Origin of the sequence: Haloarcula mannanilytica (assembly GCF_005406125.1) — an archaeon.
Classification (GTDB): domain Archaea; phylum Halobacteriota; class Halobacteria; order Halobacteriales; family Haloarculaceae; genus Haloarcula; species Haloarcula mannanilytica.
Map to the genome: position 1 here is coordinate 330,428 of NZ_BIXZ01000002.1, position 21,090 is coordinate 351,517.

At 64.9% G+C, this 21,090-nt stretch carries 27 protein-coding genes; 9 read left to right on the forward strand and 18 right to left on the reverse strand.

All coding sequences use genetic code 11. From position 1 onward, the window contains the following. Positions 1 to 57: 57 nt before the first annotated feature. Positions 58 to 1,035, reverse strand: coding sequence for a replication factor C small subunit (locus Harman_RS08795; RefSeq protein WP_137683428.1), 978 nt, complete (start codon positions 1,033 to 1,035; stop codon positions 58 to 60). Between the two features lie 79 nt (positions 1,036 to 1,114). Between Harman_RS08795 and samp2 the strand changes: the two genes are divergently transcribed. The 3 genes from samp2 (at position 1,115) to Harman_RS08810 (ending at position 2,382) form a co-directional block, all read left to right on the forward strand. Beyond that, positions 1,115 to 1,315: a ubiquitin-like small modifier protein SAMP2 gene (gene samp2 / locus Harman_RS08800; RefSeq protein ID WP_137683429.1), complete on the forward strand. Its 201-nt coding sequence runs from the start codon at positions 1,115 to 1,117 to the stop codon at positions 1,313 to 1,315. A 24-nt stretch (positions 1,316 to 1,339) separates the two neighbouring features. After that, positions 1,340 to 1,720: a GNAT family N-acetyltransferase gene (locus Harman_RS08805; RefSeq protein WP_137683430.1), complete on the forward strand. Its 381-nt coding sequence runs from the start codon at positions 1,340 to 1,342 to the stop codon at positions 1,718 to 1,720. An 86-nt stretch (positions 1,721 to 1,806) separates the two neighbouring features. Beyond that, positions 1,807 to 2,382 carry an RDD family protein gene (locus Harman_RS08810; RefSeq protein ID WP_137683431.1) on the forward strand — a complete coding sequence of 192 codons (576 nt, stop codon included), beginning with the start codon at positions 1,807 to 1,809 and terminating at the stop codon, positions 2,380 to 2,382. A gap of 2 nt (positions 2,383 to 2,384) precedes the next feature. Here Harman_RS08810 and Harman_RS08815 read toward each other — a convergent pair whose 3' ends face one another. From Harman_RS08815 to larB, 4 genes are all read right to left on the reverse strand, one after another. Then, entirely contained in the window at positions 2,385 to 3,782 is a 1,398-nt protein-coding gene (locus tag Harman_RS08815; protein WP_137683432.1) for a phosphoglucomutase/phosphomannomutase family protein, read from the reverse strand. Positions 3,783 to 4,034: 252 nt separating this feature from the next. Continuing rightward, positions 4,035 to 4,319 carry a GIY-YIG nuclease family protein gene (locus tag Harman_RS08820; protein ID WP_137683433.1) on the reverse strand — a complete coding sequence of 95 codons (285 nt, stop codon included), beginning with the start codon at positions 4,317 to 4,319 and terminating at the stop codon, positions 4,035 to 4,037. A 27-nt stretch (positions 4,320 to 4,346) separates the two neighbouring features. After that, positions 4,347 to 4,496: a DUF7563 family protein gene (locus tag Harman_RS22245; protein WP_449271438.1), complete on the reverse strand. Its 150-nt coding sequence runs from the start codon at positions 4,494 to 4,496 to the stop codon at positions 4,347 to 4,349. A 105-nt stretch (positions 4,497 to 4,601) separates the two neighbouring features. Then, a complete protein-coding gene (gene larB, locus Harman_RS08825) occupies positions 4,602 to 5,363 on the reverse strand; it encodes a nickel pincer cofactor biosynthesis protein LarB (RefSeq protein WP_137683434.1) in 762 nt (253 codons plus the stop codon). A 288-nt stretch (positions 5,364 to 5,651) separates the two neighbouring features. Here larB and Harman_RS08830 point away from each other — a divergent pair, with 288 nt between their 5' ends. After that, on the forward strand, positions 5,652 to 5,819 hold the full coding sequence (locus Harman_RS08830; RefSeq protein WP_137683435.1) for a DUF1931 domain-containing protein: 168 nt from the start codon (positions 5,652 to 5,654) through the stop codon (positions 5,817 to 5,819). 46 nt (positions 5,820 to 5,865) lie between these two features. Here Harman_RS08830 and rpiA read toward each other — a convergent pair whose 3' ends face one another. Continuing rightward, positions 5,866 to 6,552, reverse strand: a complete 687-nt coding sequence (gene rpiA, locus Harman_RS08835; RefSeq protein WP_137683436.1) for a ribose-5-phosphate isomerase RpiA — start codon at positions 6,550 to 6,552, stop codon at positions 5,866 to 5,868. Between the two features lie 58 nt (positions 6,553 to 6,610). Between rpiA and Harman_RS08840 the strand changes: the two genes are divergently transcribed. Together Harman_RS08840 and glmM are read left to right on the forward strand one after the other, a co-directional pair. Beyond that, a complete protein-coding gene (locus Harman_RS08840; protein ID WP_394347814.1) occupies positions 6,611 to 6,787 on the forward strand; it encodes a hypothetical protein in 177 nt (58 codons plus the stop codon). An 83-nt stretch (positions 6,788 to 6,870) separates the two neighbouring features. After that, positions 6,871 to 8,187: a phosphoglucosamine mutase gene (gene glmM / locus Harman_RS08845; protein ID WP_137683438.1), complete on the forward strand. Its 1,317-nt coding sequence runs from the start codon at positions 6,871 to 6,873 to the stop codon at positions 8,185 to 8,187. Positions 8,188 to 8,289: 102 nt separating this feature from the next. Here glmM and Harman_RS22250 read toward each other — a convergent pair whose 3' ends face one another. From Harman_RS22250 to Harman_RS08880, 8 genes are all read right to left on the reverse strand, one after another. Beyond that, positions 8,290 to 8,448 carry a DUF7563 family protein gene (locus Harman_RS22250; protein ID WP_044952319.1) on the reverse strand — a complete coding sequence of 53 codons (159 nt, stop codon included), beginning with the start codon at positions 8,446 to 8,448 and terminating at the stop codon, positions 8,290 to 8,292. 263 nt (positions 8,449 to 8,711) lie between these two features. Next, a complete protein-coding gene (locus tag Harman_RS08850; RefSeq protein ID WP_137683439.1) occupies positions 8,712 to 9,296 on the reverse strand; it encodes a DUF7090 family protein in 585 nt (194 codons plus the stop codon). Between the two features lie 46 nt (positions 9,297 to 9,342). Continuing rightward, the gene (locus Harman_RS08855; protein ID WP_137683440.1) at positions 9,343 to 9,780 is read right to left on the reverse strand and encodes a DUF2391 domain-containing protein; all 438 of its coding nucleotides are present in this window, start codon (positions 9,778 to 9,780) and stop codon (positions 9,343 to 9,345) included. A gap of 297 nt (positions 9,781 to 10,077) precedes the next feature. Beyond that, positions 10,078 to 10,755: a uracil phosphoribosyltransferase gene (gene upp, locus Harman_RS08860; RefSeq protein WP_137683441.1), complete on the reverse strand. Its 678-nt coding sequence runs from the start codon at positions 10,753 to 10,755 to the stop codon at positions 10,078 to 10,080. Positions 10,756 to 10,795: 40 nt separating this feature from the next. Further along, the gene (locus Harman_RS08865) at positions 10,796 to 13,507 is read right to left on the reverse strand and encodes a TRAP transporter permease (RefSeq protein WP_137683442.1); all 2,712 of its coding nucleotides are present in this window, start codon (positions 13,505 to 13,507) and stop codon (positions 10,796 to 10,798) included. Then, positions 13,504 to 13,992: a DUF1850 domain-containing protein gene (locus Harman_RS08870; protein ID WP_137683443.1), complete on the reverse strand. Its 489-nt coding sequence runs from the start codon at positions 13,990 to 13,992 to the stop codon at positions 13,504 to 13,506. Before Harman_RS08870 ends, Harman_RS08865 begins: the two co-directional genes overlap by 4 nt. 59 nt (positions 13,993 to 14,051) lie before the next feature. Continuing rightward, a complete protein-coding gene (locus tag Harman_RS08875; RefSeq protein ID WP_137683444.1) occupies positions 14,052 to 15,116 on the reverse strand; it encodes a TAXI family TRAP transporter solute-binding subunit in 1,065 nt (354 codons plus the stop codon). Between the two features lie 200 nt (positions 15,117 to 15,316). Then, positions 15,317 to 16,009, reverse strand: coding sequence for a type 1 glutamine amidotransferase domain-containing protein (locus tag Harman_RS08880; RefSeq protein ID WP_137683445.1), 693 nt, complete (start codon positions 16,007 to 16,009; stop codon positions 15,317 to 15,319). Positions 16,010 to 16,277: 268 nt separating this feature from the next. Between Harman_RS08880 and Harman_RS08885 the strand changes: the two genes are divergently transcribed. Beyond that, a complete protein-coding gene (locus Harman_RS08885; protein ID WP_137683446.1) occupies positions 16,278 to 16,976 on the forward strand; it encodes a DUF5828 family protein in 699 nt (232 codons plus the stop codon). Between the two features lie 137 nt (positions 16,977 to 17,113). Here the strand turns inward: Harman_RS08885 and Harman_RS08890 are convergent, their stop codons facing one another. Continuing rightward, entirely contained in the window at positions 17,114 to 17,395 is a 282-nt protein-coding gene (locus tag Harman_RS08890; RefSeq protein ID WP_137683447.1) for a hypothetical protein, read from the reverse strand. Positions 17,396 to 17,532: 137 nt separating this feature from the next. Between Harman_RS08890 and Harman_RS08895 the strand changes: the two genes are divergently transcribed. After that, entirely contained in the window at positions 17,533 to 18,195 is a 663-nt protein-coding gene (locus tag Harman_RS08895; RefSeq protein ID WP_137683448.1) for a CRISPR-associated protein Cas4, read from the forward strand. A gap of 30 nt (positions 18,196 to 18,225) precedes the next feature. Here the strand turns inward: Harman_RS08895 and Harman_RS08900 are convergent, their stop codons facing one another. From Harman_RS08900 to Harman_RS08910, 3 genes are read right to left on the reverse strand one after another with little or no spacing between them, the layout of a single operon-like run. Continuing rightward, complete coding sequence (locus Harman_RS08900) at positions 18,226 to 18,810, reverse strand: L-threonylcarbamoyladenylate synthase (RefSeq protein ID WP_137683449.1); 585 nt, start codon at positions 18,808 to 18,810, stop codon at positions 18,226 to 18,228. Between the two features lie 2 nt (positions 18,811 to 18,812). Further along, positions 18,813 to 19,322 carry a redoxin domain-containing protein gene (locus Harman_RS08905; protein ID WP_137683450.1) on the reverse strand — a complete coding sequence of 170 codons (510 nt, stop codon included), beginning with the start codon at positions 19,320 to 19,322 and terminating at the stop codon, positions 18,813 to 18,815. Next, positions 19,322 to 19,597, reverse strand: coding sequence for a glutathione S-transferase N-terminal domain-containing protein (locus tag Harman_RS08910; protein WP_137683451.1), 276 nt, complete (start codon positions 19,595 to 19,597; stop codon positions 19,322 to 19,324). The genes Harman_RS08905 and Harman_RS08910 overlap by 1 nt, the downstream gene beginning before the upstream one ends. Before the next feature lie 98 nt (positions 19,598 to 19,695). Between Harman_RS08910 and Harman_RS08915 the strand changes: the two genes are divergently transcribed. Next, positions 19,696 to 21,081, forward strand: coding sequence for a hemolysin family protein (locus tag Harman_RS08915; protein ID WP_137683452.1), 1,386 nt, complete (start codon positions 19,696 to 19,698; stop codon positions 21,079 to 21,081). Positions 21,082 to 21,090 lie beyond the last annotated feature (9 nt).

The following is a 21,090-nucleotide window of genomic DNA, read 5'->3' on the forward strand; positions in this document are numbered from 1 at the left end:
AAAGCTCACCCGCCAGTTATCAGGTGTGAAAAGTAGAAGTACAGCGGTAGTACGACCTTACTCGCCCTGGGCAAGCGAGGCCAGCATCGCTTCGAGTTGCACGCGCTCGTTCGCGCCGCGGGTGATCCGGTAATCGGTTTCGCCGATGCGTTCGAGCACCCGGACGGCGGCTTCGTCGTCGATGTCGAACTCCCAGATGGAGCGGTGCAGTTGGTCGATGATGTCGCCGCCGGCGATGCCCTCTTCGGTCAGCAATCGGTCGAGGGTCGCCCGGGACGCGGTGAAATCGCCGTCTAGCGCCGACTGGACCATCGTCCGAATCTCTTCCGGGCGGGCCGTCGAGGTGATGGCGTACACCGCCGACTCGTCAACCGTGTCGCCGCTGACGGAGGCGGCTTGCAGGCCGTTGATGGCTTTCCGCATATCGCCGTCGGCGGCGTAGACCAGCGCGTCCAGTCCGTCCTCGGTCAGTTCGATGTTCTCTTCGGCGGCGATATGGCGGATTTCCTCGGCGACGGCGTCGTCGGCCAGCGGCGAGAAGCGGAAGACGGCACAGCGCGACTGGATCGGGTCGATAATCTGGCTGGAGTAGTTACACGAGAGGATGAAGCGGACGTTGTTCGAGAACTGCTCCATCGTCCGGCGCAGTGCTGACTGGGCGTCGGACGTGAGGGCGTCGGCCTCGTCAAGAAAGATGATGCGGTACTCGACGCCGCCGAAACTGGTTCGGGCGAAGTTCTTGATGCGGTCTCGGACCACGTCGATCCCGCGCTCGTCGGAGGCGTTCAGTTCGAGGAAGTGCTCGCGCCAGTCCTCGCCGTACAGTTCGCGGGCGATTGCCGTCGCACACGTCGTCTTGCCCGTCCCCGCGGGGCCGGAAAACAGCATGTGGCTCAGATCGTTGCGCGAGACGTAGCTCTGGAGTCGCCCGACGATGTTTTCGTGGCCCATCACGTCGTCGAGCGTCTGTGGGCGGTACTTCTCGATCCAGACCTCCTCGCGTCCCGCCCGCGACTCGGACTCGGCCTCACTCATGGACGATTGGAGGCGTGGGCCGGTCTTAAACCCCGCGTGATTCGACAGTCTCAGGTGCGTCGGCGGAGTACGCCCGGGCATGCACGTCACCGTCGAAATCGCCGGTGAGGACACGCACGAACTGGAGGTGGGCGACGGCGCGACCTACGCCGACCTGCTCGCGCCGGTCGACCTGAGCCCCCACGAGGTGTCGGTCCTTGTCGACGGCGAACACGTGCCGACGGACCAGCCCGTTGAGCACGACCACGTGCGGGTCGTCAGGCTCATCAAAGGCGGATAAGTGGCAGAACAGCAGGCCACAGCCATGCATGTCCGTCCAGCAAACACCGACGAAGTGCCCGCAGTAATGAACGTCCTCGACGGCGCAGTTCTCTCGATAACCGTTGAAACAGTCCGAGTGGGCGTCGAGGACGGCGGGACGCTCGTCGCGGTGTCGGGCGATGACCCGGCAGACGGGCGCATCCTCGGCGCACTCGTGCTCGATGGAACTCACATCGAAGCCGTCGCGGTCCGGCGGCGTCGGCGCGGACAAGGCATCGGGACGGCGCTCGTCGAGGCCGCTCTGGACCGACGTAACCGGGTCACTGCCGAGTTCGACGCGGACGTGCGACCGTTCTACGAGGCATTAGGGTTCAACATCGAACCACTGGACGAAGCCGAGCGTTTTCGCGGCGAGCGTCCGTAGCCGTCACAATTTCTCAGGAATATGCCGCAACCGTTGGCACAGCGTCGTAACATTCTTTAGATAGTTTCGAGAACGATTTTAAGACAATGGCAGCAACTGTCTCTGAAAACGCGGTCGCGGCTCGGGGTGACCGGGTCGTTGCGTACCTCATCGATTTCGCCCTCCTGAGCGCCGTCGCGTTCGGGTTGTGGCTCGTCACGTTCGTTCTCAATACAGTCCTCTCGGTCGGAGCGATGGCCGCCGCCTCGCCTGAGAGCCCAGGCGCGATGGGCGGCGGGTCGATGCTGGCCGCGGGGCTGCTGGGCATCGTCATCAACTTCGTCCTGTGGCTCGCCATCGGTGCGGTGCTCGTTTACTACTTCGGCTACTACGCCGAGTCGAACGAAACAGTCGGAAAGCGGTCCCAGAACGTCGCGGTCGTCGACGAGAACGGCACGCCGCCGTCCCAACGGGACCGTCTGGTCCGGACAGCGGTCCTGCTCGCCCCGTTCCCGATCATGCTCCTGCTGGGCGGTATTCTCGGTGGATTCGGGTTCGTGTTCGCGTCCGTTCTGATGGCCGGTTGGCTCCTCGTCGAGGCGGCTGTCATGTTCGTGAGCGACGACGCACAGCGCCTTGGTGACCGCGTGGCCGGCACGTACGTCGTCAGCGCGGACCAGTAAGTTCAGACCAGCGGCTCAACCAGCTCGCGGCCCGCATCGAGTAATTCCTCGACACGCTCGTCGCTCCCGGCCTCAGCATAGACGCGGAGCTTCGGTTCCGTGCCCGAGGGTCGGACAAGCACCCACGTCCCGTCTTCGAGTCTGATCTTGAACCCATCCACGGTGTTGATACCGTCGACAGCGACCCCCGCTAGCGTCTCCGGGAGCGCGACTTCGAGGTCTTCGAGGACTGGGTTTTTTCGCTCTTCCGGACAGTCGACGCTGATCCGGCTCTGGTGGATTTCGCCGTGTTCGTCGAGCAGGCGGTCGACGCGGGCGTCGAGCGGTTCCTCGTACTCGGCGGCGGCGGCGACCAGCGCCACCAGCACGCCGTCCTTGTTCCGGAGGTGGTCCGGCAGGCCGAAGCCGCCGGACTCTTCGCCGCCGAACAGCGCGTCGTGGTCGGCCATTGCCTCAGCGACCCACTTGAATCCGACGGCGACCTCGTGGACGTTCTGGCCGTGGGCCTCCGCCACCCGGTCGACGATACTGGAGGTCGAGACCGTCCGGACCACGTCCCCTGTCCCGTCCTCCAGCAGGAAGTCGTACATCGCGGCGAAAAACAGGTTCGGGTCCAGATAGCCGCGGTCGGGCGTGACGACGCCGATACGGTCAGCATCGCCGTCGTTGATGATCCCCAGCGCAGCGTCGCCGTCGCTGACTTCGGCCACCAGCCCCTCGGCGTTCTCCGCCGACGGCTCGGGCGACCCGCCGCCAAAGTCGGGGTCCTGCTCGCAGTTGAGTCGAGTCACGTCAGCGCCGGCCGCTTCGAGGAGTTCGTCGGTAACGCCGCGGCCGCTGCCATACAGCGCGTCGTAGGCGACCGGCAGACCTTCGAGGTCGGTGTCGACGTAGTCGAGCGCATGCTGCTGGTACGGGCCGATGAGGTCCTCTTCCGTTCGCTCGCCCCATTCGTCCTCGGGCAGCGGGTCGAGGACGGCGAGGTTCTCCTCGAAGGCGGCCGTCCAGTCGGGCAGGGCCGGCGCGCCGTCGCCCGGGATGAACTTCACGCCGTTGTATTCGGGCGGGTTGTGGCTGGCCGTAATCTGGAGCGCCCCCGCGAGGTCGCGGTCTTTCACCGTCCAGGCGACGATTGGCGTCGGCGTGTCCCGGTCCGGTAGGAGTACGTCGAAGCCGTTCGCGCGCAAGACGTGTGCGAGCTCATCGGCGAACCCGGGCGAGGTCTCGCGGGCGTCGTACCCGATGGCGACGGTACCCGTCGCCCCACGCTCGGCGAGTGTTGTGGCGACGGCCTGCCCCACCATCCGGACTCGCGGCTCCGTGAACACGTCCAGCGTCGCCCGCCAGCCGTCCGTCCCGAAGGCGATTGCGCCTGCGTCGACATCCGCGTCGTTGTCCATGTCCCGCGGTTCTCAGCCCCCCGACAAAAAATCACGCCCCATCACCTCTCTTTCATTTCCAGTCGTCCCACAGGTGGAACCAGGGATAGCTACCCGGGACGGCGACGCTATCACATGATACCCACGACCAGCCGATTGTGGGGGCGACTCATGTCCGGCCGGTGCCGACTCATACGGATTAGTGTAGCAATTTACCGGTGTCTACCGACCACGGGGTCGGCGAAATCCGAAAATAATCTACACTAATCCGTATCAGGTTTCGAAGGCCGCTTCGGCGTCACTGCTCTCGACGAGGCGTTCCTTCTCCGCCCGGCTAAACTGCTTGATCTCGTACTCGCGGCTCATCGCCGCGGACTGTGAGTCGAACGTCTCGACGTGGACCAGTTCGACTGGCGTCCGGCCGCGCGTGTACTTCGCGCCGTCACCGGCGTCGTGTTCGCGGACGCGGCGCTCCACGTCGGTCGTGTAGCCAGTGTAAAACGTGTCGTCGCTACAGTGGAGGACGTACACGTAGTAAGGGCTCCGCGTGGTGGTCATCGCACGATGCTCCCAGCCCAGTGGGCCTCACACTTCTTGGGCGCGCTCTCTCGATACCTCGGCAATGCCAGCGTTCGCCGAGCAGTTCGGGCAGGCCCGGATGTGTCCACGTTGGTCCGCGAACACACGGGCAAACTTGTCAGAGACGTGCGCGCCGCAATGATCACATTCAGGCATCGTGTTCGTCGGCGACACCACCGCCGACGCATATTCCTATGCGTGTGGGACACATAGTCGTTTACCCAAATGGTTGGGTATTCTCTCCCAAATCCGGCGGGACCGTTACCGCGCATCGTCGAGCTGTCTGGCGATGAGGCCGGCCTGCGTGCCGGCGGTGAACCCAGCGTCGATATTCACCACGGAGAGGGCGGTGCAGGACTGGAGCAGCCCCGAAAGCGCCGCCTCCCCCTCGCCGCCGTGCCCGTAGCCCGTCGAGACGGGCAGGCCGATGATCGGGACATCCACGAGCCCGGCGATGACCGTTGGGAGCGCGCCTTCGCGGCCCGCGGCGATGATAAGTACGTCCTGGTCCCGGAACGCATCGACCGCATCTATCGTCCGGGCGAGACTCGCGACGCCGACATCGTCGATGCGGGTCACGGTCGCACCCATCTCCTCGGCGATGAGCGCGGCTTCCCCGGCCGGGACGGCATCCGACGTGCCAGCTGTGATGATGCCCACAGAAGCATCTAGAGAGGGGCGCTCGAACGACGGCGTTGTCGCCACCAGCCAGTTCGAGCGGTCGTCCCATCGGACCGTCGCGTCGGGGACAACCTCGGCCAGCCGCTCCCGAACAGTGTTCGCGGTGTCCGTATCGAGCCGCGTCACGATAGCCCGGTCCGTGGTTTCGATGGCTGTCGCCGCCAGGTCTGCGACCTCGCCCGGGGTCTTCCCCTCTGCGAGGACGGCTTCGGGGACGCCCGCGCGGTCCTCCCGGGCGGCGTCGAACCGACCGGCCCCGCTGGTCGCATAGCCCGCAAGCGCCGCCTCGGCCTCCGCTGGAGAGAGGTCACCCGCCGCAACCGATTCGAGTATGTCACGCATAGAGCCAACTCGGCGACCCGACCACTCCTATCCGTCGGTCCGGAGTCGGCGTCCGTATCTATCATGGTCGAACCTGTATGAGCGCGCGTGAACCTCGCTCGACCGGATTTACAGAATAATAGCCGTCTGCTACCGCTCGAACCGTGTATTCTGACGTGTGGGGACGGTCAGAATACCAGATTTATAAGGGGTTACGTGCCGTATAACGCCTCAGACTGCCGGGAATAGCGGCGAGAGCGAACGGATTGGAGAAAGTATATAAGTAACCCCCGTCGATACCTCGTCTGTATGGCAGACCTAATCGTCAAAGCCGCCGTTAAGGAAGAGCTCAGCGACATGAACGTAGCGTCCGACTTCTACGACGCACTCGACGAGGAAGTCGAAGAGCTGCTTCAGGACGCAGCCCGCCGCGCTGACGAGAACGACCGCAAGACAGTCCAGCCGCGCGACCTGTAAGGTCGTTTTGAGCGACGTTTTTTTGACGCAACCCGACCAGCGACAGCTACGTCGACAGTTCCCGGACGGTGACGCCGTCGGCGGTACCGACGTGGACCTCGTCGGCCATATCGACGAACAGCCCGTGCTCGACGACGCCGGGGAGTGTCGAGAGGTCACTGGCGAGCCCTGCGGGGTCCTCGATGTCGCCGAAATCACAGTCGAGGACGAGGTTCCCGTTGTCGGTGACGACCGGCCCGTCCTTGCGCTCCGCGCGGCGCAGTTCCGGGTCGCCGCCCAGCTCGGCGACGGCCACGGCGACCGTCGAGCGGGCCATCGGGAGCACTTCGACCGGGACTGGGACTGAGAGGTGGTCGGCCTCCTTGGTCGGGTCAGCGACGACGAGGAAGCGGTCGGCGCTCGCATCGACCACCTTCTCGCGGGCGTGGGCCGCACCGCCGCCCTTTATCAGGTCGCCGCCGGCCACCTCGTCGGCCCCGTCGATAGCGAGGTCGACCGACACGTCGTCGAGGTCGGCCAGCGGAATCCCGCAGTCACGGGCCAGTTCGCGGGACTGGAACGACGTGGGGACACCGACGATGTCGAGGCCGGCATCGACCGCCCGCCCGATTGCGCGGATAGCGTGGGCCGCGGTCGACCCCGTCCCGAGGCCGACGACCATGCCGTCTTCGACCGCCTCGGCCGCCGATTCCCCCGCTGCCTGTTTCGCCGCGTCGGAGCCGCCCTGTTTCATGTGCGGTGGGTCGACAGACGCGGACAAAACGTTTGTTTTCCCGGCCGCAACTGTTCGTATGCCCGACTGCACGTTTTGTGGCTGTCCGGTCGAGGCGCACGACCCCGTGTTCGTCAGCGATTCGCCCGACGAAGACCCGACGGCACAGTTCTGCAACTACGGCTGTCTGGCGGCCCACATCGACGAGGCAGGTCTGGCTACCGGGACGGCCTGTGAGTGGTCGCCGGGGCAATGAGGGTACGGTAGTGGACACCGTCGGCTTGAGGATCTGTTCGATGCCGGATGGATTTTAGGGGCGGCCCGACGCAGGGGCCAGTAATGATACAGTTCGGAACGAGCGGCATCCGCGGTCCCGTCGGCGAGACGGTCACGGCCGAGGTGGCGCTCTCGGTGGGGCGGGCACTGGGCATCGACTGCGAGCGGGTGGTCGTCGGCCGGGACCCGCGAGCGAGCGGCGAGTACCTGCAGGCGGCGCTGGTAGCCGGCCTCCGGGAGAGCGGCGTCAACGTGATCGACCTCGGCGGCGCGGCGACGCCCACCATCGGACGGGCGGTGGCGTGGCAGGACGCTGACGCCGGTGTTGCGATAACGGCCAGCCACAACCCGCCGGAAGACAACGGCATCAAGCTCTGGCAACCCAGCGGGCAGGCCTTCGACGCTGACCTCCGGGCGACCATCGAGCAGCGGCTGGCCGACGGGGCGTTCGAGCCGGCGGCGTGGGACGAAAGCGGCGACAGCGAGTCCTGGGACGCCAGCCAGCGCCACGTCGAGGCATTAGTCGCAGAAGTGGGCGAGACAGACCTCAATAGCCACGTTATCGTTGACCTCGGCAACGGCGCGGGCCGGGTCAGCGTCGACGCCCTCTCAGCGCTTGGCTGTGCCGTCGAGACGCTCAACGGCCAGCCCGACGGCGCGTTCCCGGGCCGACCCTCGGAGCCGAAAGCCGAGAACTGCGAGTCGCTGGCGACGCTGGTGGCCGAGTCCGACGCCGACCTCGGGGTCGCACACGACGGCGACGCCGACCGGATGCGGGCGGTCGCGGCCGACGGAACTTTCCTCTCCGGCGACGTGCTGCTGGCCGTGTTCGCCCGCGCTGCGGCGTCACCGGGCGAACGGGTCGCCGTGCCGGTCGATACGAGCCTCGCGGTCGCGGACCACCTCGACGACATCGACGTGACCGTCGAGTACACCCCGGTCGGGGACGTGTACGTCGCCGAGGCCGCGAGCGCCGAGGGCGTGGCCTTCGGCGGGGAGCCAAGCGGCGCGTGGATCTGGCCCGACCGGACGCTGTGTCCGGACGGCCCGCTAGCGGCCTGTACCGTCGCAGCGCTGGACAGCGAGCGGCCGCTGGGCGACCGTGCCGCCGACGTGCCGGACTACCCCATCCGCCGGGACAGCGTCGAAACCGACGCGAAGGCGGCGGTAATGGACCGCGTTCGGGAGACGGTAGTCGACGCCTACGACGACGTGACGACGCTCGACGGCGTCCGCGTCGATCTGGGCGACGCGTGGTTCCTCCTGCGGGCCAGCGGCACCCAGCCACTGGTTCGGATCACCGCCGAAGCCCGCGACCCCGACCGTGTCGACACGGTGTTCGAGGAGTCACGGGCGCTCCTGACCGATGCGTTGCTCTGACGAACGGCACGCGAGAGAAGAGCGGTCACTTGTGAACGCGACCGGAAAGGAGAGTCCCCGCAACCATTCGGTCACAGGGCGGCGGTTCCTGCCCCGGTTCGATTAGCCGCGACGCGTGGACCGAGCCTCACGGACATCTGCCCCGTCACGAATCTTGTCTTCGCACTGCGGACAGACCCTGGGCTTTTCGACCCCGTTCGGCGTGAACACACGCGCGTAGTCAGCCGTTACAAAATTACCGCAGTTCTGGCATTCCGGCATACACCCCTGTATGTGGGTTATACCCTCTTAATTGTTATTGGTTTGGTAGGAGCTCACATACACGGCCGTCGGCGTTGCTGCCGGGGGAAAACACCGGTTCGTTCGGACTGGGGAAACAGTAGTCCGGTGTTCGGTACGGCCGAACACTCGTCGTCCGTTCGGTAGACCACCGGCGAATTCGACGGACGTGACAGTACCGGGCGGTCGCCACAGACGCGGCGGGAGGCGGATGATTCGCGACGGCGGTGACTGACCAAGTCGACCTACTCGTCGAAGGAACTGGTCACCGTCCCGTCCTCGGACAGTTCGATGACGCCGTCGAAGAGGGCCTGGAACGCCGCGACCGTCTCCTCGTCGTGGACTTCGTCGGCGAGGTGGAACATCCCGACGGCGTCGTACTCCGCAAGCAGGTCGAGGATGTCCTCGACGGCCGAGAGCGCGCCGTCCTCGTCGGCGTAGTAGATGAGTTCCGTCAGCGAGTCGAACGTTACGCGGAGCTTGCCGTCGTGGTCCTGCAGGAACGTCTCCGTCTCCGAGACGATTCCGGACAGGTCATCGGGAGCGGAGACATACCGGACGCCCTCGGAGCGGCGGCGGGTGTAGCCGCGTTCGACCGACAGCGTATCGAGGATCGTCGCCTTCGACTCGTCGACCTCGTAGTACTCCAGTTTCTGCTTGACCTCCCGAGCGGTGGTCCGGGTCGAGATGACGAGCATCGAGTCCGTATCGGTCGCGAGGAAGTCCGTGTCCAGTCGGTCCGTCTCGCCGGTACTCGGATGCAGGAGCAGTATTCCCGTGCCACCCGGAACGGTCTCCGGCGCGTTGTCGATCGCCAGCGTATACTCCATATGCACATCAACGAGAGTGGAACCCAATTAAGTGTGCGGGTCCCGGTCAGAACACGCTGTCCGCCGTTGCAGCGCCGACGACGCTGAAGATGGCACCGACGGTGATCGCTTTCAGCGTTGTCAGAAAGACGGCCGTTGGTGTTGGGTCCGGCAGAATCCCGCCGTTGACGAGGAACGTGTCCGGCGCTGTCAGCGCTACCGCGAGGATGGCGACCGAACCGAACGCGACTCCCATCAGCGAGACGAACCGGACCGGGATGCCGGCCACCTCCGCCTCGGTGTCCACGTCCCGGCCGGCGTCGGCCTTGTACAGCGCCCCGTAGCCGATAGCGAACACGATACCGACGACCAGCACCGCGTGATACCAGGACATGTTCTCGGCCAACACCCACACTTCTTCGGTCACGACGAACGGCCCCGCGAGCAGAAACCCACCGACGAGTTGCTGTGCGGTGTCTGCGACTCGATATCTGCGTCGGCCCATACCGGGTTGCTGTTCCGTCGGTACGAAAGGCTCCCGGTCTGGGATACGTGTGGCCACTCGAAGCCAGACTCCGGCTGCCGCAAGCCGGGCCACGACTGTAGACACCGACCGGCGTAGGCCGGGCCACAGCTGTGTTCGGCGTTTCGACTGCACAGAAATCGTGCTGCTGGCTGTCGGTTTCCAGGGGAAACGAGGGGGTACAGCGGCTGGGGACTATCGGAAAATCACGACATCATCGCCTGATTCGGCCGGGAAACAAAAGGGTTTCGTCTCCCGCTATCTGCGGCCCGAACCGGGCTACGTCGTCCGGAAGGCTCGGTCACCAGCGTCCCCGAGTCCGGGCACGATGAAGCCGTCCTCGTCGAGTTCGTCGTCGATGGCGACGCTGATGATGTCAGCGTCGGGCTGTTCGTCCGAGACGCGAACGATGCCCTCGGGCGCGGAAACCGCAGCCAGGACGAGCAAGTTCTCCGGTTCAGTCTTCTCCGAGGTGATGTAATCGAGTACCGTGGTCATCGTCGACCCAGTGGCGAGCATCGGGTCCGCGATGATGACGGTGTCGTCCTCGGTTATCTCGGGTAGTTTGACGTACTCGACGGAGATCGGGAACTCGCCGTCGTCGTTCATCCCGGCCGCCTCGTCGCGGCTGGCGGAGATGACGCCCTGTCTGGCGCGCGGGAACGCCTTCAGAAGCCCCTCGACGAACGGCGTCGCGGCGCGGAGCACGTTGACGATGACCACGTCGTCGAGTCCCTTGACCCGCTCGCCCATTGTCGTGGTCAGCGGCGTCTGGACCTCGGTGTACTCGGTTTCCATCCGGCCGTCGATGATCTCGTACCCGCAGATGCGGCCGAGGCGGACCAGTCCCTTCCGAAAGGCGACCTGCTCGGTCTCGACATCCCGGATCTTCGTCAGTTCGTCTTGCGCCAGCGCGTGCGTGACGACGGATGCGTCGCCGCGCTGTTCAATTGGCATACCCGGCCCGTTGACTCCCGATAGGTTAAACGGTTCTCACTCAGGCCGGCTCCGGCGTCCCCGGCTGTTCGACTGGCTCGCCGCCGCGCTGGCGGTTCTTCGCCATCAGGAAGAGGAACAGGACGAGGCCGACGCCGCGCAGCAAGACATCGAGCAAGACCGTCATCTCGCCGCTGGCGATGCCGACCAGCCCGAGAATATCGTACGTGCCCGACACCGCGAGGCCGGGAGCCATCAGGAGGAGTGAACTGAACGCGAACGCTGCTCGCTCGCCTCGGGAGACCGGTGCGTACGCGAACCCGATGACCGTCGCGGCCAGCGCGATGACACCGAGGAAGACGCCGATCACGGGTATCAGTATCTCCGGGACGGCATAGCCCACGTCGAGCAGGTCGGCGGCTTCGACGACCCGGTACTTGTCACCGACGTCGAGGTCGGCGGCGTCGGGATTGCGCCGCAGCAGGATGATTCCCGGCGTGACGATGAACGCGAAGGGGACGATAGCCTTGTTGAGCGACAGCGAGAACGCCTCGATGCCGGTCTCGAAGGCGTCGGACTTGGCGACGCCGGAGGCGGCGTAGGCGGCCACCGCGACCGGCGGCGTGATGTCGGCGATGACGCCGAAATAGAGGATGAACAGGTGCGCAGCCAGCAGCGGGACGCCGAACTCGGTCAGCGCCGGCGCGAGCAGGGAGACGAGGATGATGTAGGTCACCGTCGTCGGCATTCCCATCCCGAGGATAATCGAGGAGAACGCTGTGACGACCAACAGCAAGACCAGTGAGCCACCGGCGACGGCCGTGATGAGCGAGACGAGGTTCGGCCCGAGGCCGGAGACACTGATGACGCCCGGAATGATGCCGGCGGCGGCGACAGCGATGACGACCGGCACCGCGGTTCTGGCCCCGCTTTCCATCGACTTCCCGAGGAAAACGCCGAGCTTGTACAGCCCGTTGGACGCCAGGTCCGGGCGGCCGACGGCGTCGGCGGTCGTCTCGGCCGCGTCGTCGACAGCGTTGTCGAACGACAGCAGCGGCGAATCGAGGCGGGGCTTGGTGGCGAGCGTGAGGACGCCGGCGAGTATCACTATCGTCCCGAGTTCGCCGACGGTGGCCGAGAACGCGGCCGTGACCGATTGGCTCCCGGTTCCGCCCCCGGCCAGCGCACCCAGGACGCCAGCCCCGAACAGGAACTGTGAGAGGAACGAGGCCCCGAACAGCACGCCGAGAATCGCCCCGAGTCGGGTGCGGGTCTCGTCGCCGTAGGCCGCGACGAGCGTGATGAGCGCCCCGATGGCGATGAGCGTGAACCACGCCGAGCGGGAGACGGACAGCCGCTCGATGATGAGGTAGTACAGCAGGAGGAGAATCGGGACGAGGTAGAACCACCCGCTGCGGAGGTGACTGCGGATGTCGACCAGTTCGGAGGGGTCGAGGCCGCCGATGTTCTCCTTGACCGCCTCGAAGTGGACCATCACCCAGACGCCGAAGAAGAAGACGATGGCGGGGATGGTGGCGACGACGATGACATCGGCAAACGGCGTCGCCGTGTACTGGACGATGAGGAACGCGGCGGCCCCCATTACTGGGGGGAGAATCTGCCCGCCCGAGGAGGCAGAGGCCTCCACGCCACCGGAGAACTCCGGCGAGTAGCCCGACCGCTTCATCAGCGGAATCGTGAACGCGCCGGTCGTGACCGTGTTAGCGATGGACGAACCGGAGATGGTCCCCATGAAACCGCTAGCGAGGATAGAGGCCTTCGCCGGGCCGCCCTTCCGGGTGCCCGTGGCACCGTACGCGAGGTCGATGAACCACTGCCCCGCGCCGGACATCTCCAGGAACGCGCCGAAGAGGATGAAGATGTAGATGAACTGCACGGAGACGGTGACCGGAATCCCGAACACCCCGTTTTCCGTGTTGTACCAGAGGTTTTGGATGATAGAGGGCCAGGACAGTTCCGGGATGGAGAGGACACCGACGTAGGCGGCGTCCTGTGGAATGAGGACACCGAAGCGGGCGTAGACGACGAACGCCGCCACGATGACCATCAGCCAGAGGCTGATTGCCCGGCGGGTCGCTTCGAGAACGAGCAGGACGCCGAGTACGCCCAGTACGAACGCGTAGGAGGTGTCGGCAAGCGGCCCGAGCAGCCCCGCAATCGGCTCCAGGAAGGTGAACACTTCCTGTATCGGCCGGCCGCGTTCGAGCCCCAGCGCGCGCATCCGCTGTATCTCCTGGAAGTCGGTGATGAAGTACGCGGCTGACAGTACTGAGAGAGCGCTGAAGACGAGATCCGATGGCGTCACACGGTCCATCTCCGAGTCCAGGAACGCCCAGGCGAGAGCGCCCCCGATAGCGTGAACGATGCGAGACACCGGATGGTCCGCGCCGAGTTTCTCGTCGACCAGCGACCCAAGGGCGATACAGCGCCGGGACAGCGGGCCGTCGCCTGTGCTTCCGGGGTACAGCAGGAAAGTCAGGATGAGGCCGAAGGAGACGTGGACGGCGTTAATCTGGAGCAGTTGCAGCGACGCGAACACGACATCACCGACCCCGGGAAGCGAAATCGAGAGGACGAATCCCTTCGCCGCGAGCCACATCTGAAATACCGAAAACGAGATGCCGATGAGCGCGACAGCGACGACTGCCCAGCCTGTGAGCGACCGCTTTCGCTCGATTTCCTGGAGTACTTCGTCGACTTCCTCGTCCGATACGGCCTCCCCACTGTCGTCCGGTCGTGTGTCGTCAGTCATGTGTTGAACTGGTCTTTCGCAGCACCGAACGCCGAGCGCTGGGTTACGTGAATATGCACTGAACGTCCATTGGTGCGTGCTACCAAGTCATAGCTCTCGGCTCCGACGTGAAGCTTGTGTCCCGCAACGTCTCCGGGAGAGACTGTCACGCGTGTGTAGTTCCCCGGCGGGTCGAAGACGTACACGCCATCTTTGCGGGTGACGTTCGCCCCGCTTGGCAGCCCCCAGCCGAACGATTCGAACTCCATGCGAGTCATCTCAAGATGGTCACCACGGACCGTGTACTCGTCGTAAACGCGCGTTTTCTCGACGCTATGCATGTATTCGAGCGCGACAGTCGTCCCGTCTTCGACCGGGACTGTCATGTACTGTTCGCCAGTCTCGGCGTCCTCGACGACGAGCACGCGCCCACCGGGGAGCGCCGCTACAGACCCGACGAGTAAGAGTACGAGGAGCGTTGCGATAGCGACGTATCGTCGTCTCATCTCGGTTGCTGTGTGACAGAAGACAGTTAGCGGGCGATACAGTCCGCGTCAGCGACGGCTTATGCGTCGAAGTACGACGCTGCGCCGGGATGGAGCTCGATGGACATCCCGTCCTGTGCGGAGTCCGCGCTGATGAAGTCCGTCTTGATGGACAGGTCATCAACGTTGTCGAAGATGGCCGCAGTGACCGACTCGACCGTCTCCTCGGGCTGTTCGGCGTTCGTCGCGATCATCGCCTGAACGGCGACGGTCTCTATGGCCTCGTCGACGCCCGTGTACGTGCCGGCCGGAATGGTGTCGTCAGCGAACCATGAGGCGGCGTCCTTAACGGCCTCGCGGTTGTCGCCCTGAATCGGAACGATAACGAGGTCGTTGGTGTTCGCGAGGTCCTCGATAGCACCGACCGGCCAGCCGCCGACGACGAACGCGGCGTCGATGTCGCCGTTCCGGAGCTGGTCGGCGGCCTGAGAGAACGAGGCGTTCTGCTCGGTGAAGTCGGAGATGCCGACCGATTCCAGAATCTGGTTCGCGTTGACCTGGGTCCCGCTCCCGAGGTCACCGGTGTTGATTGTCGCACCCGAGAGGTCCGAGAGCTGCGTGATACCTGTGTCTGCGAGCGTGACGACGGTGATCGTCTCTGGGTACAGCGTCGCGACGCCGCGCAGGTTCTCGATAGCGTTGTCCTGGAAGGCGTCGATACCGGTCCCGTTCTTCGCGAAGTACGCGATATCGTTCTGGATGAGCGCGAAGTCGGCGTCGCCGCTGGCGAGGCTGCCGACGTTTTCGACGCTCGCACCCGTGGACTGGACGTTCAGCGTGAAGTCCGTGTTCTCCTCGACGACCGTCTTGAACTCGTTCGAGAGCGGGAAGTAGGTCCCGCCGGTGCCGCCGGCGTGCCACGAGAGACGAGTGTCGACCTCGGCTTCCGTCTCGGTCTCGGTCATTTCACCGTCGCCGCCGTCGCCTTCCGTCATCTCGCCGTCGCCGCCGTCACCCTCTGTCATCTCGCCGTCGCCGCCGTCACTGCCACCGTCGCCACCGTCGCCGCCACAGCCGGCGAGGGCCGCGACACCTGCAACGCCTGCCGTCTTGAGGAACCGCCTACGTGTGGAGTTGTTAGTCATACGTATGTCTACGTAGACCGGGGCCTTCAAGAAGGTTAGCTAGTACACAGTCGTTATTTGACTATATCGTGCGATAGCGTATGACACCGTATTTTCCGGGACGGCAACCGGGCGGGAAAACGTGCCCGGGTGATATATCCACGCTTCTTGGAAATTCAGCTGGTTTGATGTGTGTCAAGAACGGGCATGGTGGCCGGACGTTACGCCGGCGTCTCGATGCCAAGTTCGTCGAGCAGCGTGCGGGCGGCTTCCGCCGAGGACGACGGGCCACGGGCCGTGATGAGGTCGCCGTCGACAGTGACGCTCGTGTCGGCGTCGAGTTCGGCGTCCCAGTCCGCGCCGGCGGCCTTCACCTCGTCTTCGACCCAGTACGGAAGCTTCCGGCCGTCGGGGAGCAGGTCGTTCTCGTCGACGAGGCCCTCCTCCCAGGCGTTCGGGAAGCCGGTGACCGAGCGCCCGTCGACGAGGAACGCACCGTCGCTGTCACGGGTAAAGGCCAGAATCCCGACCGTGTGACAGACGACGAGGGCCTTGCCGTCGTCACCAGCGACGCTTTCACGCAGCAGTTCGCGGGCGTGGGTGTCCTGCGTGATGTCCCACTCCGCGCCGTGGCCGCCGGGGAACACGACGGTGTCGTAGTCGTCGGCGTCGGCCTCCGCCAGCGGAATCGGGTTGTTCAGGCGCTCGTCGGTTTCGTGGACCTCCCGGACGTGTTCCGAGAGTTCTTCGCCGACCTCCTCAGGGTCGACGGAGCGCTCGTCGAGCACTGGCGGCTCGCCGGTCGGTGTCGCCACCGTGATTTCCAGGCCGGCGTCGGTGAGCGTCGTCAGCGGCTCGATACATTCCTCGCCCCAATAGCCGTGCTCGCTTACGACGAATAGTGCGGATGTCATCACACGAACGTTCGTGTGCGATCCTTATAAGCGGCCGTTCGGTGGTCGGCGAAGCGAGATCGGTCAAGCGAACGGTCCGGTCGTCTTGCAGCCATGCCACGCCGCCTATGCATCGATATCGAAGGTCAGGCGAGGGCGCTGCCGGGAGTGTCGCAACTCTGTTGTCATAGCGGAAACGTTTAACCCCACTGAGCAGCAAGCCGCTGAGTACAGATGGACAGCCCACTGCAGCAGGTTTCGCGGCTGTCATAGACCGATCTATTATACCATGGCAGACATCGAAGAGAGCGTTTCAGGCTTCAAGACGCAGGGTGGCTGGGTCGACATCGTCGAGCACGGCGAGCGCATCACGCAGGCGCTGAAAGACATCGCTTCGGGCGAAGATGTCGACGAGGACGCCCTCAGTGAGTTCGACAAGTGGCGACCCAAGAGCCACGAGCGACTGGACGAGGATGTCAACGAGAAAACCGCCGACCAGGCGAGCGTCGCCGAGGGCAAGGGGGAACAGGCCGGCAAGGGGCCGGACGAGGATCTCCAGACCGCCGGCGAGAAGCTCAGCGAGTCCTACGAGAACCTCGACGAGCCCGACGAGGCGATGGAGCGCTGGAGCGAGTCCGTCGACTACGTCGCCCGCGCGGCTGACTCCGCCAGCCGGAAGGCCCTGCGCAAGGTCGAGGACACCGTCTACCGCAACGTGATGACACAGATCGCGCCCTATTACTTCGATAACGACCTCATCAGCGCGAACCTGCGTCGTGTCGGCGACGGCGACCGCCCCGAGTACGTCTTCGAGGTCAACGTCAACGACGACGACCTGAAGATGCGCGTCTCGAACAAACTCGCCGACTTCGAGCAGGCTGTCGACCGCTGGCACGTCGACACCGAGAAGGTGACTGAGGCTGTCGAGGCCGCTGAAGGTGTGGATGCGGTCGAGACGGGCGAGGAGACCGATGCGAAGACGAACTAAGCTCGCCGCCATGCGAGCGGCATCGTCTTCCAGCATCGTCGACGCAAAAACGAACTAAGGCGGCCTCCGTGCGCCGGCATCGGTTTTGTGTCCGAGAGGCGAAGACGAACTGAGGGAGACCGTGGCCGCGAAGACCGTTAGATAGCGTCGTCGGGGTCGTGGGCCTCGGCCATCCGCGTTGCTTCGGCCGCGTACTGGGCCTGTAGATCCTCGTCGTCGACGGCACCGAGGTTGTCCGGGTCGGCGTCGACGGCCGCTGTCGTCTCCCGAACGTCCGAAAACGAGGTGAGGGCGCGCTCCTTGCGGAAGTACTGCTCGCCGTCCGGTGTCGCGTACGTGAGGATGATGAGGTTCTGTTCGTCGTCGGAGTACGTCCGCTCGACCAGCCAGACGCGGACGGTTTCTTCGGCGGCGGGCATACAGAACCGAACGACGCGCTGACACGTGAACGTTTGGCTGACAGCGCGAGGCAGATATGCGGCAGCGATCTATTCAGTCCCAAGCGACTGTCCACCGCGCCGAACCTTCTTGTAGGGGAACGTGACCATCCGGGTCCATGTCGACCCACACGTTCAGGGAACTGGAGACGGCCGCCTACTGTCCGCGAAAGCTCTATTACCGTCGCCGCGACGGCGCAAGCGAGATTCCCGACGAGGTCGAATCGGTCCGCCGGCTGGCCCGCGACTACGAGCGACTGCTGACCGACGACGCCGCCCTGCTGGCCGCGCCCATCGAAGTCGGTCCCGACGAGTACCGCGACCGACTCAGAGGGCTGCGGGACCGACTCGCCGACTGGGATGCGCTGGTCGCGCCAGCGGCGACCGACGCGTATCTTGAGGGGAAGGACGCACGCGGTATCGCACACAAAATCGTCGCCGGGCGGGACGGTCCGGCCCCGTCGCTCGTGTTCGCCGGTCGGCCCCCGGAGGAGGGTGTCTGGGAACCACAGACCGTGCGGCTGGTCGCCGCAGCGAAGGCGCTGTCCTGGGAGCGCGAGCGGGAGGTCGGGCACGCCTACGCGGAGTATCCGGCCGACGGCGTGATTCGCCGTATCGACGTGAACGCGCGACGAGCCGGCGTCTACCGCAGGGCAGTTCGGACCGCCGACAGCATCGACGGCCCGCCGGGACGGGTGCGCAACGACGCGAAATGCAAGCCCTGTGCGTTCAGCGACGACTGCGGCGTCAAAACGCGGTCGCTGCGCTCGATGCTCCGCTGAGACGGGCAGCCGTCCGGACGGCAGTGGGAGTCAGTCCCGGTCTGCCAGCCACGACTCGACGGCGTCGGCGTGTGCGCCGCGGCGGTGTATCGTCCCGCTGTCGACGTTCACGACCGTCGAGCCGGTCCCGCCGTCGGTCTGGCCGGCGTCGAGGACCACCGCGGCCCGTTCGCGGATAGCGTCGAGGTCGTCGATGGATTGTGCGCTCGGGTTCCCGGAAATGTTGGCGCTCGTTGCAGTGAGCGGTCCGGTCTCGGCAAGCAGTTCGAGCGCGAGGTCGTGGTCGGGAATGCGAATCCCGACGCGGTCCCGGCCATCGACAAGCACGTCTGGAACCGCGTTGCGGCGCTTGACGACGACGGTGACCGGACCGGGGAGGAACTCCCGCATGAACGCCAGTTCGCGGTCGCTCAGACGCGTGTACTCGCGTGCGGAGTCAACGTTGGGGACGGCCATCGACACCGGCTTGTCGCGCTCGCGGCCTTTCGCGTCGAACACGCGTTCGACGGCGTCGGCATCGAGCGCGTCCACGCCGAGCCCGTACACCGTCTCCGTCGGGTAGACGACCAGCTCTCCGTTACGGATCGCCGCCGCGGCCTCGTCGACTGTCGCCATCGTCAGAGTTGGGCTTCGACCGCGTCGTAGTCGGGGAAGTCGGGCCATTCCTCGGCGACCCACGCGTACTCGACGGTCCGGTCGCTATCGAGGACGAACACCGATGGGCGCGGCTCCTCGATGCCGGCCATCCCGTCGAGGTCCATGTCGATGTTGTACTGCTGTGCGACGCCGTTTGCCGGGTCCGAGAACAGCCGGTGGTTCCCCTCGATCTCCCGCTCTTCAAGCAGTTGCTTGTGTTCGTAAGGCGTCGAGATCGAGACGCCGACGACGGTGGCCTGCTCGTGCCACGCGCGGTCGCGGATCTCGTTCCAGATGTACGTCGCCGGGAATGCCCCGTCCATCGGGTGGAACACGAGCACGACCTGCTCGCTGTCGGCACACAGCGACGAGAGCGACTCGTCCGCCCAGAACTCGTCGTTGACGAGCGGGCGCGTGAAATCCGGCGCAGTATCGCCTTCTTCGGGGTGGTCGACCGGGTCGAGGTCGACGACCTCGAAATCGAGTTCCATCAGGCCACACCTCCTGCTGTCCCTTCGTCGCCGTAGGTCCGCTCCAGATACGCGACGATGTTCGCGCTCTCGGACATCGTCACGCCGGTGTTCTCGTCAACGATGGCCGGGACGGTCCGCTTCCCGGACAGTCGCTTGACCACGTCGCGGTCCGAATGCATCGGCTCGACGAACCGCGAGTGATAGTCGAGGTCGTATTCGTCCAGTTTGCGGACGACGCGTTCACAGAACGGACACGCCTGCAGCCGATACAGCGTGATGTCGGACTCGCTCATACTCTGGGCGGGGATACGCGCGAAAGCCGGGTAAGGGCTTCGCTGGCGGCCCCTCCATGACAAGTCTTAATTCGCGGGCATTACAACTTCGACCGTTGATGTCCCTCGACCCACCTGTGCTGTTTGAACTGCCGACAGCGTTCCTGCAGGGCGTCGAAGTCGTCGGCGTCCCGATACCCCAGAACGTGGTACTCCTCGGCGGTATCGCCACGATTGTCCTCCTTATCGTCCTCTCGGCGTTCTTCTCGTCCTCGGAAATCGCGATGTTCTCGCTGCCCGCACACCGGACGGAGGCGCTCGTCGAGGACGGCGTTCCGGGTGCGAAGACACTCAAGCGACTCAAGGCGGACCCACATCGCCTGCTCGTGACGATTCTCGTCGGGAACAACCTCGTCAACATCGCGATGTCCTCCATCGCCACCGGACTCCTGGCGATGTACCTCTCCCAGGGCGAGGCTGTCGCCGTCGCAACGTTTGGCATCACCGCTATCGTCCTGCTGTTCGGCGAGAGCGCGCCAAAGAGCTACGCAGTCGAGAACACCGAGTCGTGGGCGCTCCGAATCTCCAAGCCGCTCAAGCTTGCCGAGAGGGTGCTGCTCCCGCTCATTCTCTTGTTCGACTACCTTACCCGCGTCGTCAACAAGATCACGGGCGGTCGCTCCGCCATCGAGACCTCCTATGTCACCCGCGAGGAGATACAGGATATCATCGAGACGGGCGAGCGCGAGGGCGTCCTCGACGAGGACGAACGGGAGATGCTCCAGCGCACGCTGCGGTTCAACGACACCATCGCCAAGGAAGTGATGACGCCCCGACTCGATATGACCGCCGTCGCCAAGGAAGCCTCCGTCGAGGAGGCCCTGGAGACGTGTATCCAGAGCGGCCACGCTCGCATCCCCGTTTACGAAGGAAGCCTGGACAACGTCATCGGCGTCATCCACATCCGCGACCTCGTTCGGGACCTCAACTACGGCGAGGCGCTGGCCAAGGACATGGACCTTGAGGACCTCATCGAGCCGACCCTCCACGTCCCTGAGTCAAAGAACGTCGACGACCTGCTGACCGAGATGCGGGCCGAGCGCCTGCACATGGTCATTGTCATCGACGAGTTCGGGACCACTGAGGGACTGGTGACGATGGAGGACCTGACCGAGGAGATCGTCGGCGAGATACTCGAAGGCGAGGAGGAAGAGCCAATCGAGTACATCGACGACGACACGGTCACAGTCAAAGGTGAGGTCAACATCGAGGAGGTCAACGAGGCGCTGGACTTGGACCTGCCGGAAGGCGAGGAGTTCGAGACCATCGCCGGATTCGTGTTCAATCGCGCCGGGCGGCTGGTCGAGGAAGGCGAGACCATTACCTACGACGGCGTCGAGATCCGCGTCGAACAGGTGGAGAACACGCGTATCATGAAAGCTCGGGTCATTCGCCTCGAAGACGACGAGGCGGAGCCGGTCGATGCCGAAGAGGCCACTGACTGAGGACACAGT

What these genes read in the sequence shown, in the direction of transcription:
- Harman_RS08795 (WP_137683428.1), bottom strand. Translation starts at nt 1,035, where the DNA reads ATGAGTGAGGCCGAGTCCGAGTCGCGGGCGGGACGCGAGGAGGTCTGG.
- samp2 (WP_137683429.1), top strand. Translation starts at nt 1,115, where the DNA reads ATGCACGTCACCGTCGAAATCGCCGGTGAGGACACGCACGAACTGGAG.
- Harman_RS08805 (WP_137683430.1), top strand. Translation starts at nt 1,340, where the DNA reads ATGCATGTCCGTCCAGCAAACACCGACGAAGTGCCCGCAGTAATGAAC.
- Harman_RS08810 (WP_137683431.1), top strand. Translation starts at nt 1,807, where the DNA reads ATGGCAGCAACTGTCTCTGAAAACGCGGTCGCGGCTCGGGGTGACCGG.
- Harman_RS08815 (WP_137683432.1), bottom strand. Translation starts at nt 3,782, where the DNA reads ATGGACAACGACGCGGATGTCGACGCAGGCGCAATCGCCTTCGGGACG.
- Harman_RS08820 (WP_137683433.1), bottom strand. Translation starts at nt 4,319, where the DNA reads ATGACCACCACGCGGAGCCCTTACTACGTGTACGTCCTCCACTGTAGC.
- Harman_RS22245 (WP_449271438.1), bottom strand. Translation starts at nt 4,496, where the DNA reads ATGCCTGAATGTGATCATTGCGGCGCGCACGTCTCTGACAAGTTTGCC.
- larB (WP_137683434.1), bottom strand. Translation starts at nt 5,363, where the DNA reads ATGCGTGACATACTCGAATCGGTTGCGGCGGGTGACCTCTCTCCAGCG.
- Harman_RS08830 (WP_137683435.1), top strand. Translation starts at nt 5,652, where the DNA reads ATGGCAGACCTAATCGTCAAAGCCGCCGTTAAGGAAGAGCTCAGCGAC.
- rpiA (WP_137683436.1), bottom strand. Translation starts at nt 6,552, where the DNA reads ATGAAACAGGGCGGCTCCGACGCGGCGAAACAGGCAGCGGGGGAATCG.
- Harman_RS08840 (WP_394347814.1), top strand. Translation starts at nt 6,611, where the DNA reads ATGCCCGACTGCACGTTTTGTGGCTGTCCGGTCGAGGCGCACGACCCC.
- glmM (WP_137683438.1), top strand. Translation starts at nt 6,871, where the DNA reads ATGATACAGTTCGGAACGAGCGGCATCCGCGGTCCCGTCGGCGAGACG.
- Harman_RS22250 (WP_044952319.1), bottom strand. Translation starts at nt 8,448, where the DNA reads ATGCCGGAATGCCAGAACTGCGGTAATTTTGTAACGGCTGACTACGCG.
- Harman_RS08850 (WP_137683439.1), bottom strand. Translation starts at nt 9,296, where the DNA reads ATGGAGTATACGCTGGCGATCGACAACGCGCCGGAGACCGTTCCGGGT.
- Harman_RS08855 (WP_137683440.1), bottom strand. Translation starts at nt 9,780, where the DNA reads ATGGGCCGACGCAGATATCGAGTCGCAGACACCGCACAGCAACTCGTC.
- upp (WP_137683441.1), bottom strand. Translation starts at nt 10,755, where the DNA reads ATGCCAATTGAACAGCGCGGCGACGCATCCGTCGTCACGCACGCGCTG.
- Harman_RS08865 (WP_137683442.1), bottom strand. Translation starts at nt 13,507, where the DNA reads ATGACTGACGACACACGACCGGACGACAGTGGGGAGGCCGTATCGGAC.
- Harman_RS08870 (WP_137683443.1), bottom strand. Translation starts at nt 13,992, where the DNA reads ATGAGACGACGATACGTCGCTATCGCAACGCTCCTCGTACTCTTACTC.
- Harman_RS08875 (WP_137683444.1), bottom strand. Translation starts at nt 15,116, where the DNA reads ATGACTAACAACTCCACACGTAGGCGGTTCCTCAAGACGGCAGGCGTT.
- Harman_RS08880 (WP_137683445.1), bottom strand. Translation starts at nt 16,009, where the DNA reads ATGACATCCGCACTATTCGTCGTAAGCGAGCACGGCTATTGGGGCGAG.
- Harman_RS08885 (WP_137683446.1), top strand. Translation starts at nt 16,278, where the DNA reads ATGGCAGACATCGAAGAGAGCGTTTCAGGCTTCAAGACGCAGGGTGGC.
- Harman_RS08890 (WP_137683447.1), bottom strand. Translation starts at nt 17,395, where the DNA reads ATGCCCGCCGCCGAAGAAACCGTCCGCGTCTGGCTGGTCGAGCGGACG.
- Harman_RS08895 (WP_137683448.1), top strand. Translation starts at nt 17,533, where the DNA reads ATGTCGACCCACACGTTCAGGGAACTGGAGACGGCCGCCTACTGTCCG.
- Harman_RS08900 (WP_137683449.1), bottom strand. Translation starts at nt 18,810, where the DNA reads ATGGCGACAGTCGACGAGGCCGCGGCGGCGATCCGTAACGGAGAGCTG.
- Harman_RS08905 (WP_137683450.1), bottom strand. Translation starts at nt 19,322, where the DNA reads ATGGAACTCGATTTCGAGGTCGTCGACCTCGACCCGGTCGACCACCCC.
- Harman_RS08910 (WP_137683451.1), bottom strand. Translation starts at nt 19,597, where the DNA reads ATGAGCGAGTCCGACATCACGCTGTATCGGCTGCAGGCGTGTCCGTTC.
- Harman_RS08915 (WP_137683452.1), top strand. Translation starts at nt 19,696, where the DNA reads ATGTCCCTCGACCCACCTGTGCTGTTTGAACTGCCGACAGCGTTCCTG.